The organism is Azotobacter armeniacus (assembly GCF_054779355.1).
In genome coordinates this window covers 1-9,987 of the sequence record NZ_BAAGYK010000051.1, presented here as the reverse complement: position 1 = coordinate 9,987, position 9,987 = coordinate 1, and the positions used below count along the sequence as shown (strand labels likewise).

Annotated in this window: 10 protein-coding genes, 1 tRNA gene and 2 pseudogenes; 11 read left to right on the top strand and 2 right to left on the bottom strand. The window is 60.8% G+C overall.

Features of this window, described 5'->3' with window-relative positions; genetic code table 11:
* Positions 1-221: 221 nt before the first annotated feature.
* Positions 222-326, top strand: a pseudogene (locus ACYVD0_RS10985) (IS5/IS1182 family transposase); the annotation flags it as partial.
* A 221-nt stretch (positions 327-547) separates the two neighbouring features.
* Here ACYVD0_RS10985 and ACYVD0_RS10980 read toward each other — a convergent pair.
* Entirely contained in the window at positions 548-817 is a 270-nt protein-coding gene (locus ACYVD0_RS10980) for a hypothetical protein (RefSeq protein ID WP_460426852.1), read from the bottom strand.
* Between the two features lie 45 nt (positions 818-862).
* Between ACYVD0_RS10980 and ACYVD0_RS10975 the strand changes: the two genes are divergently transcribed.
* The 10 genes from ACYVD0_RS10975 (at position 863) to ACYVD0_RS10930 (ending at position 9,267) form a co-directional block, all read left to right on the top strand.
* Positions 863-1,339 (top strand): lysis system i-spanin subunit Rz, encoded by a 477-nt coding sequence (locus ACYVD0_RS10975; protein ID WP_460426854.1) that lies wholly within the window; start codon positions 863-865, stop codon positions 1,337-1,339.
* Positions 1,340-1,720: 381 nt separating this feature from the next.
* The gene (thrS, locus tag ACYVD0_RS10970; protein ID WP_460426851.1) at positions 1,721-3,643 is read left to right on the top strand and encodes a threonine--tRNA ligase; all 1,923 of its coding nucleotides are present in this window, start codon (positions 1,721-1,723) and stop codon (positions 3,641-3,643) included.
* On the top strand, positions 3,643-4,194 hold the full coding sequence (gene infC / locus ACYVD0_RS10965) for a translation initiation factor IF-3 (RefSeq protein WP_460426853.1): 552 nt from the start codon (positions 3,643-3,645) through the stop codon (positions 4,192-4,194). The genes thrS and infC overlap by 1 nt, the downstream gene beginning before the upstream one ends.
* 62 nt (positions 4,195-4,256) lie before the next feature.
* A complete protein-coding gene (gene rpmI, locus ACYVD0_RS10960) occupies positions 4,257-4,451 on the top strand; it encodes a 50S ribosomal protein L35 (protein WP_039804765.1) in 195 nt (64 codons plus the stop codon).
* A 31-nt stretch (positions 4,452-4,482) separates the two neighbouring features.
* On the top strand, positions 4,483-4,839 hold the full coding sequence (gene rplT, locus ACYVD0_RS10955; RefSeq protein WP_131342591.1) for a 50S ribosomal protein L20: 357 nt from the start codon (positions 4,483-4,485) through the stop codon (positions 4,837-4,839).
* A gap of 195 nt (positions 4,840-5,034) precedes the next feature.
* Positions 5,035-6,051 carry a phenylalanine--tRNA ligase subunit alpha gene (gene pheS, locus ACYVD0_RS10950; RefSeq protein ID WP_460426850.1) on the top strand — a complete coding sequence of 339 codons (1,017 nt, stop codon included), beginning with the start codon at positions 5,035-5,037 and terminating at the stop codon, positions 6,049-6,051.
* 36 nt (positions 6,052-6,087) lie between these two features.
* The gene (gene pheT / locus ACYVD0_RS10945; protein ID WP_460426849.1) at positions 6,088-8,466 is read left to right on the top strand and encodes a phenylalanine--tRNA ligase subunit beta; all 2,379 of its coding nucleotides are present in this window, start codon (positions 6,088-6,090) and stop codon (positions 8,464-8,466) included.
* A gap of 3 nt (positions 8,467-8,469) precedes the next feature.
* Positions 8,470-8,772 (top strand): integration host factor subunit alpha, encoded by a 303-nt coding sequence (ihfA, locus tag ACYVD0_RS10940; protein WP_011913482.1) that lies wholly within the window; start codon positions 8,470-8,472, stop codon positions 8,770-8,772.
* Positions 8,753-9,109, top strand: coding sequence for a MerR family transcriptional regulator (locus tag ACYVD0_RS10935; RefSeq protein ID WP_152389391.1), 357 nt, complete (start codon positions 8,753-8,755; stop codon positions 9,107-9,109). Before ihfA ends, ACYVD0_RS10935 begins: the two co-directional genes overlap by 20 nt.
* Before the next feature lie 81 nt (positions 9,110-9,190).
* Positions 9,191-9,267: transfer RNA gene (locus tag ACYVD0_RS10930), tRNA-Pro, on the top strand.
* A gap of 450 nt (positions 9,268-9,717) precedes the next feature.
* Here ACYVD0_RS10930 and ACYVD0_RS10925 read toward each other — a convergent pair.
* Positions 9,718-9,987 (bottom strand): annotated as a pseudogene (locus ACYVD0_RS10925) (IS1595 family transposase); the annotation flags it as partial.

Genomic DNA, 9,987 nt, shown 5'->3' with positions numbered 1-9,987 from the left:
GCCACGCTGGCGACGGAGGCGCCGGGTTGGCCACACTCCTGCACGACTTGAGCCTTGAAGGCCGTGGAATAGGAACGACGCTGCATGATTTCCCCGCTTGAAAAGGTGTCCACGATGAATAGGTGGACACCCTCTCTTAGCCTGGCGGGTTCAAGCCAGACGACTTGGCCAGACGGTTACGGTGCATCGGCTGCTCAGCAGGTAGAGAGCATGGACTACGGCTGGAAGTGATCAAGTACACGAAAGCGAAGAAAGGCTTCATCCTTCTGTCTCGCCGCTGGGTGGTCGAGCGCAGCTTCGGCGGGATGGCCCGCTTCAGGCGGCTGAAGCCGGGGCTGCGAGTGTCTGCCCTCGACGCTGGAGGGATTTCACTTCATTGCCTTTGCCTGCCTGATACTGCCATCGCAATGAACGCAACCAGGCCCTGGAAGCGTTCCGCCAATGGCTGCTGGACGAGAGCATGAGTAGATCCTTTGCGCCACCAGCGACTAATCGCTCACTCAGGAACCGGGGCATCGCAGGGTCTTGCCGGAAATGAGGGCAGCAGTCAACGAAGCCGGAAACGTGGCGGACGCTTTTCCAGAAGGCTTGCCACACCCTCGGTGAAATCCGGCGTCTGCCGCCGGCACTGCTTCCTTGTAGGTCTGTGTGAAGCTCTCACAACCTGCCGCTTGATGCGCTGCAACAGCATGACCAATGGCTGCAACTGGGCCCAACAGGCACCCTTGAAGCTTTCCTGAGGTAGCACCCGGTTGATCAGCCGTAACTCTAGCGCCTCGTCGGTCAGGATCGTACGGCCGCTGAGCCGCAGGTCCATGGCCACCGCCGTGCCGATCAGGCCCGGCAGTGGCAACGCGCCGCCCTGCGATCACGCCAGGCTGATCTGTCCGGCCTGCAGACCGATGAGGCTCGGCAGCTGGCGCAGATCGCCCAGGCCAACACCGCAGCTCTGCGCGCCCAGCAGCAGGCCCGCCAGCAGCTGGAAACCCAGCTCGTGCAGATCGATCGACAGCGCTATCAGGAGCTGCGACATGCCCACGAAACTACCAACCGCTTGTCTGCTGACCTCGCTGCCGCTCGTCAGCGGCTGCGGATCCGTATCGATCCAGCCAGTTGCCCAGACCGCATGCCCGCCATCTCCGGCGTCGCCGGTGTGAATAATGATGCAGCTGGAGCCAGAGCAGAGCTACATGCAGAGACTGCTGCAGGTGTTGTCCGAGTAGCAGGAGAGGCCGATCAGTGCCGGGCGAAGTTGGCCGGTCTGCAGGAGTGGGCGAGGAGATATCGAGGACGGGGAATTGAAATATCCAGAACGGGCGAGGATGGCCTTTTCCTGTAGAAAAATAGAACTCTAACTTATTGATATTTCGTGCTACACTATCTCGATCTGAGGGTGGCAGTTCGACCTGTTTTCTCCCTTTGGCTCAATGGATTAGTCTTTGCTGGCCATCGCCTTGACATGGTGGGGCGTTAGTTCGAGTCAAATTGTGCCTGCCGAATCGAAAAAGGGTCGCAAAGGCGACCTTTTTTATGGGTCGCTTGCCAGTGGCGCGGCTTTCTGAAAGCATCCCGCACCTTTATTTCCAGTGACTCCGGTTCGCTCGGATCGGGCCTTCGGGCTCCTGCCGCCGTGGGGCAGGCATATCCGGTGGATCGCTTTACTGGCTCATCCCAACCCACGTGGCCTTTGGTAGGGGTCACCACTAGGAGAGGAGGCGCCATGCCCATCATCACTCTTCCCGACGGCAGTCAGCGCACGTTCGATCATCCGGTTTCGGTCGCCCAGGTGGCCCAGTCCATCGGCGCCGGCCTGGCCAAGGCTACCGTGGCCGGCAAGGTCGACGGCAAGCTGGTCGATGCCTGCGACCTGATCGACCGCGATGCGACCCTGCAGATCATTACGCCGAAGGACGAGGAGGGGGTCGAGATCATCCGCCACTCCTGTGCGCATCTGGTCGGTCATGCGGTCAAGCAGCTGTATCCGACGGCGAAGATGGTGATCGGTCCAGTCATCGAAGAAGGCTTCTACTACGACATAGCCTACGAGCGCCCCTTCACGCCGGAGGATATGGCGGCCATCGAGGCGCGTATGTGCGAGCTGATCGACAAGGATTACGACGTCATCAAAAAGATGACCCCGCGCGAGCAGGTGATTGAGGTGTTCAGCTCCCGCGGCGAGGAGTACAAGCTGCGCCTGATCGACGACATGCCTGACGAGCAGGCAATGGGCCTGTACTACCACGAGGAATACGTCGACATGTGCCGTGGTCCGCATGTGCCGAACACCCGCTTCCTCAAGGCCTTCAGGTTGACTAAGCTGTCCGGCGCCTACTGGCGTGGCGATGCCAAGAACGAGCAATTGCAACGCATCTATGGCACCGCTTGGGCGGACAAGAAGCAGCTGGCCGCCTATATCCAGCGTATCGAGGAAGCGGAGAAGCGCGATCACCGTAAGATCGGGAAGCGCCTCGATCTGTTCCATACCCAGGAAGAAGCGCCGGGCATGGTCTTCTGGCATCCCAGCGGCTGGACCGTCTACCAAGTGCTCGAACAGTATATGCGTGGAGTGCAGCGCGAGAACGGCTATCTGGAGATCAGGACGCCGCAGGTGGTCGACCGCAGCCTGTGGGAGAAGTCCGGGCACTGGGCGAACTATGCCGAGAATATGTTCACCACCGAGTCGGAAAGTCGCGATTACGCCATCAAGCCGATGAACTGCCCGTGCCACGTGCAGGTCTTCAATCAGGGCCTGAAGAGCTACCGCGAGCTGCCGATGCGTCTGGCCGAATTCGGCGCTTGCCACCGCAATGAGCCGTCCGGTGCTCTGCACGGCATCATGCGGGTGCGCGGCTTCACGCAGGACGATGCGCACATCTTTTGCACCGAAGAGCAGATGCAGGCCGAATCCGCCGCCTTCATCAAGCTGACCCAGCAGGTCTATGCCGACTTCGGCTTCCAGGATATCCAACTGAAGCTTTCCACTCGTCCGGAGAGGCGCGTCGGCTCCGACGACCTGTGGGATCGTGCCGAGGGGGCGTTGGCCGCGGCTCTGGAGACTGCCGGCTTGCCCTATGATCTGCAGCCGGGCGAGGGTGCCTTCTATGGGCCGAAGATCGAGTTTTCCCTGAAGGACTGCCTGGGGCGTGTCTGGCAGTGCGGTACCCTGCAGCTTGATTTCAACCTGCCGGTCCGCCTCGGCGCCGAGTACGTCAGCGAGAACAACGACCGCCAGCATCCGGTGATGTTGCACCGAGCAATCCTGGGTTCCTTCGAGCGTTTCATCGGCATCCTGATCGAGCACTACGAAGGTGCTTTCCCGGCCTGGCTGGCCCCGACCCAGGCGGTGATCATGAATATCACCGATAAGCAGGGCGAGTTCGCGCTTGAAGTCGAGCGGCTGCTCAATCAAGGCGGTTTTCGTGCCAAGTCCGACTTGAGAAACGAAAAGATCGGTTTTAAAATTCGCGAGCATACTTTGCTCAAGGTTCCCTATCTCTTGGTGATCGGAGATCGGGAGGTTGAGACGCGAGCCGTAGCTGTGCGCACCCGCGAAGGTATCGATCTGGGCTCGATGCCAATCGAGCAATTTCGCGAGATGCTGGCGCAGGCGGTTGCCCGGCGTGGTCGCCAAGAATTGGAGTAATCATTATTAAGCGTGAAATGAGACAAGATAGAAAAGCTCAACCGAAAGCTCCGATCAACGAGAATATCTCGGCACGCGAGGTTCGGTTAATTGGAGTGGACGGCGAGCAGATTGGCATCGTCTCGATTGATGAAGCGCTTCGCGTAGCGGAAGAAGTTAAGCTGGATCTGGTGGAGATTTCCGCGGACGCAGTACCGCCCGTATGTCGGATCATGGACTACGGCAAGCATCTGTTCGAAAAGAAGAAGCAGGTCGCTGCGGCGAAGAAGAACCAGAAGCAGGTCCAGATCAAGGAAATCAAGTTTCGTCCAGGGACGGAAGAAGGGGATTACCAGGTAAAACTACGCAACCTGGTACGTTTCCTGAGCGAGGGGGACAAGGCCAAGGTATCCCTGCGATTCCGCGGCCGTGAGATGGCTCACCAGGAGCTGGGCATGGAGCTGTTGAAGCGGGTCGAAACCGACCTCGTCGAATACGGCGCCGTCGAACAGCATCCGAAGATGGAAGGACGCCAACTGATCATGGTCATCGCCCCCAAAAAGAAAAAATAACCCACCAGGGCACTGGCAGGCCTTGCGGTTATGCGTAATCACTCAATGCGGAGTATCCGAACATGCCAAAGATGAAAACCAAGAGCGGTGCCAAGAAGCGCTTCAAGCCGACTGCAAACGGCTTCAAGCACAAGCACGCTTTCAAGAGCCACATCCTGACCAAGATGACGACCAAGCGTAAGCGCCAGCTGCGCGGCACCTCGCTGATGCATCCGTCCGACGTCGCCAAAGTCGAGCGCATGCTGCGTGTTCGTTAATCCTGGTCAAGACTCTAGAAGGTAACTATTCATGGCTCGTGTTAAGCGTGGCGTCATCGCTCGTCGCCGTCACAAGAAAATCCTGAAACTCGCCAAGGGCTACTACGGTGCTCGCTCCCGCGTGTTCCGCGTCGCCAAGCAGGCGGTGATCAAGGCTGGCCAGTACGCCTACCGTGACCGCCGTCAGCGCAAGCGCCAGTTCCGCGCCCTGTGGATCGCCCGTATCAACGCTGGTGCCCGTCAGAACGGTCTGTCCTACAGCCGCCTGATCGCCGGCCTGAAGAAGGCGGCCATCGAGATCGACCGCAAGGTTCTGTCCGATCTGGCAGTGAACGAAAAAGCGGCGTTCGCCGCGATTGTCGAGAAGGCCAAAGCCGTCCTGGCTTAACCCCCGGCAATCACCGGGTTCGCCCGGTGCCGAACGTCACCGATAGGGGAAGAGCCTAGTGCTCTTCCCCTATTTCGTATCCGAGAAGGGGTTTTTGCAAAACCGAGCGTTGCGTTCCTGGCAGACCTCCTGCCGAGTGCGACAAGGTCAAAGCGGACGCCAGGACAGTTCTGCAAGACCCCCTGGAGGTTGTACATGGAAAACCTGGATGCACTGGTCTCGCAAGCGCTTGAGGCCGTGCAACATAGCGAAGACGTCAACGCCCTGGAACAGCTCCGGGTCCACTATCTCGGCAAGAAGGGCGAGCTGACCCAGCTGATGCAGACTCTGGGCAAGCTCTCGGCCGAGGAGCGCCCGAAGGCTGGTGCCCTGATCAATACTGCCAAGAGCAGCGTTCAGGATGCTCTCAATACGCGCAAGGCCGACCTCGAGTCCGCCGCGCTGGTCGCCAGGCTGGCTGCCGAGCGCATTGATGTGACCCTGCCGGGGCGCGGCCAGACTTCCGGCGGTCTGCATCCAGTGACCCGTACCCTCGAGCGAGTCGAGCAGTTTTTCACCCATATCGGCTACAGCGTTGCCGAAGGCCTGGAAGTCGAGGACGACTACCATAACTTCGAGGCGCTCAACATCCCCGGCCACCACCCGGCGCGGGCGATGCACGATACCTTCTACTTCAATGCCAACATGCTGCTGCGCACCCATACCTCGCCGGTTCAGGTACGCACCATGGAAAGCAGCCAGCCGCCAATCCGCATCGTCTGCCCGGGCCGCGTTTACCGCTGCGACTCGGATATCACCCACTCGCCAATGTTCCACCAGCTCGAGGGCCTGCTGATCGACGAGGACATCAGTTTCGCCGACCTCAAGGGCACCATCGAGGAGTTCCTCCGGGTGTTCTTCGAGAAGCCGCTGGGCGTGCGCTTCCGTCCCTCGTTCTTCCCCTTCACCGAGCCCTCGGCCGAAGTCGACATGCAGTGCGTGATGTGCGGCGGCCACGGTTGCCGGGTATGCAAGCACACCGGCTGGCTGGAGGTGATGGGCTGCGGCATGGTGCACCCCAACGTGCTGCGCATGTCTGGCATCGACCCGGAGAAGCACCAGGGCTTTGCCTTCGGCATGGGGATCGAGCGCCTGGCCATGCTGCGCTACGGGGTGAACGACCTGCGCCTGTTCTTCGACAACGACCTGCGCTTCCTCGCGCAATTCCGCTAGGGCCGCAACCGTAACCGAATTCTTTGGGAGAACAGGATGAAATTCAGCGAACAATGGCTGCGGGACTGGGTCAACCCGCCGGTGTCCCGCGACGAACTGGTGGCCCGCCTGTCCATGGCCGGTCTCGAGGTCGACAGCGTCACGCCGGTGGCCGGCGCCTTTTCCGGCGTGGTGGTGGGTGAAATCCTTTCCACCGAGCCGCACCCGGACGCCGACAAGCTGCGCGTCTGCCAGGTCGGCAACGGCAGCGAGACCTTCCAGGTGGTCTGCGGTGCGCCCAACGCCCGCCCGGGAATCAGGATTCCCTTCGCCATGATCGATGCGGTGCTCGGCGAGGATTTCAAGATCAAGAAGGCCAAGCTGCGTGGCGTGGAGTCCTTCGGCATGCTCTGTTCGGCGGCCGAGCTCAAGATCAGCGAGGAAAACGACGGCCTGCTGGAGCTGCCGGCCGACGCGCCGGTAGGGCAGGACATCCGCAGCTACCTCAACCTGGACGATGCCAGCATCGAGGTGGACCTGACCCCCAACCGCGGCGACTGCCTGTCCCTGGCCGGCCTGGCCCGCGAGGTGGGCGCGCTCTACGGCGCTCCGGTCAGTCATCTGCCGATCGCCGCGGTGCCGCCGCTGCATGACGAAGTGCGCCGGGTCGAGGTGCTGGCGCCCAAGGCCTGCCCGCGCTATCTGGGCCGCGTGGTGCGCAACGTCGACCTGTCGCGGCCGACCCCGCCGTGGATGGTCGAGCGCCTGCGCCGCTCCGATATCCGCGCCATCGACCCGGCGGTTGACGTCACCAACTACGTGATGCTCGAATTGGGCCAGCCGATGCATGCCTTCGATCTCGCCGAAATCCACGGCGGCATCCGCGTGCGCATGGCTGAGGAGGGCGAGAAGCTGGTCCTGCTCGATGGCCAGGAGGTCAGTTTGCGCGCCGACACCTTGGTGATCGCCGACCACCAGCGCGCCCTGGCCATCGCCGGTGTGATGGGCGGCGAACACAGCGGCGTTGCCAGCGGTACCCGCGATCTGTTCCTCGAAAGCGCCTTCTTCGACAGCATCGCCATCGCTGGCAAGGCCCGTTCCTACGGCCTGCACACCGATGCCTCGCACCGTTTCGAGCGAGGTGTCGACTGGCAGCTGGCTCGCGAAGCGATGGAGCGTACCACCGCGCTGCTGCTGGAGATCGTCGGCGGCGAGCCCGGCCCCATTATCGAGGTGGCTGATCGGTCGAGCCTGTCGCAGGTAGCGCCGATCACCCTGCGTGCCGAGCGTATCGAGCAGATGCTCGGGATGCGGATGGAGCCGGGCGAGGTCGAACGCCTGCTTGTCGCGCTGGGGCTGAGGCTCAGTGGCGGTGTCGCTGGCGAGTGGCAGGTCGAGGTGCCTAGTCATCGTTTCGATATCGCTCTCGAGGTGGATCTGATCGAGGAGCTCGGCCGCCTGCATGGCTACAACAACCTGCCGGTCCGTTACCCGCAGGCACGCTTGGCTCCGCAAGCGTGCGTTGAGGCCCGCGGCGAACTGCCGGTGCTGCGCCGTCTGCTGGTCGCGCGCGGCTACCAGGAGGCGATCACCTACAGCTTCATCGATCCCAAGCTGTTCGAGCTCTTCACTCCGGGCGTCGAGCCGCTGACCCTGGCTAATCCGATCTCCGCGGACATGGCGGCCATGCGGGCCTCGCTCTGGCCGGGACTGGTCAAGGCGCTGCAGTACAACCTGAACCGCCAGCAGTCCCGCGTGCGTCTGTTCGAGAGCGGCCTGCGCTTCGTCGGTCAGTTGGGCGACCTCAAGCAGGAACCCGTGCTGGCTGGCGCCATCACCGGCAGCCGCCTGCCGGAGAGCTGGAGCCATGGCCGGGATGCGATGGACTTCTACGATGCCAAGGCCGATGTGGAGGCCCTGCTCGCGGCTGCCGGTGCTGCCGATGAATACCGCTTCGTCAGCGGCGAGCATCCAGCCCTGCATCCGGGACAGGCGGCGCGGATCGAGCGCGAGGGGCGTCTGGTTGGCTTCCTCGGCGCCCTGCATCCCGAGTTGGGCAAGACGCTGGGGCTGGACCAGCCGATCTTCCTGTTCGAACTGGTCCTGGCGGAAATCACTGCCGGTCGTCTGCCGGCCTTTCACGAACTTTCGCGCTTCCCCGAAGTCCGTCGGGACCTGGCCCTGATCGTCGATCATGACACTCCGGCGGAGGCGGTGCTGCAGGTCATTCGCGAAGCGGCTGGTGAATACTTGACCGACCTCCGACTGTTCGACGTCTATCAGGGTAAAGGCATTGATCCGCAAAGAAAAAGCCTGGCAGTCGGCTTGACCTGGCAACATCCATCGCGCACTCTTAACGATGATGAGGTGAACAGCACAACCCAGAACATCCTCACCTCGCTGGAAGAAAGGTTCAACGCGACGTTAAGGAAGTAGCGTATGGGGGCTCTGACGAAAGCTGAGATGGCGGAACGTCTCTACGAGGAGCTTGGCCTGAATAAACGGGAAGCCAAGGAATTGGTGGAGCTGTTCTTCGAGGAAATCCGCCAGGCACTGGAGCACAACGAACAGGTCAAATTGTCCGGCTTCGGCAATTTCGATCTGCGCGACAAGCGCCAGCGGCCCGGTCGCAACCCCAAGACTGGGGAGGAGATCCCGATCACGGCACGGCGTGTTGTCACCTTTCGTCCAGGGCAAAAGCTGAAAGCCAGGGTTGAAGCCTATGCTGGAACCAAGCCATAACGACGAACTGCCTCCCATACCCGGGAAGCGTTACTTCACCATCGGCGAGGTCAGTGAGCTTTGTGCAGTCAAGCCGCATGTGCTGCGTTACTGGGAGCAGGAATTCCCCCAGATCAATCCGGTCAAGCGCCGAGGTAACCGGCGCTACTATCAGCGTCAGGATGTGCTGATGATCCGGCATATCCGGGCCCTGCTGTACGAGCAGGGCTTCACCATCGGCGGGGCGCGGTTACGACTCTCCGGCGATGAGGCCAAGGAAGAGACGACCCAATATCGGCAGTTGATCCGGCAGACAATCGCCGAGCTTGAAGACGTTCTCCAGGTTTTGCGCAAATAGTCAAAACCTCAAAAAAATCTTCCACTTTTCAGAAGCTTAATATATAGTTCGACCCGCCTCAGCGAGCTGGGGCGAAGAAGTCGGGGCGTAGCGCAGCCTGGTAGCGCACTTGCATGGGGTGCAAGGGGTCGAGTGTTCGAATCACTCCGTCCCGACCAATAAATTCAATGACTTAGGCCGGTTGAGTAATCACCGGCCTTTTTCATGCCTGTGATTTGGGCTTTCTGGTTGCCAATTGAGATTGGCTGACGCAAATGAGGGAGATAGGATTCGTCTGTGATGGTGAAGTGCCATTTGAGCCAGTGTGACGGCTGATAGCTAATCCGGATGAATAGGGTGGCATATGGAGTTGACCGACAACATGAAAAGACTGCTTGGGGTAAATCTTGAAGGCCGCCTCCCCAGAGTCCATGAATGTGTGTCTCTCCGCCGGTAGCAATGGAGCATGGGTAGTCCGGTGAATACCCTGAACCCCCATGCTCCGCATGGCAACAATCGCCGGCGTCGAGGTAGCCGTCAAACTCCATATTGCACGGGGCGACGACCTCGACGCCGGGGATGGCCGAGGGGCTACCCCCCTTATGCTTGCCGCGGCCCGAAAGAAAAGGCTATGTCTGAGTTAGCTGTTGCATAGCTGCTCGCCCCAGCGCCTCCCTCAAGCAAATCAATGGATTGAGCTGCGTCTTGTAGCGCTCGAGCAGGCGGCGCCATCCAAGGTAATAGGTCAGGTACTTGGTGGCCACCCCATGAAAGGGAGTCATCCAGCCCTTCAGGCGGCTGTCGTAGGCGTTCACGTTCTGGATGTGAAAAGGCCCGTCGACCCTGCGCTTCTGGCTCGGATTGACCGGCCGATGGGTGATGCCTTCTGCCTTGGCAAA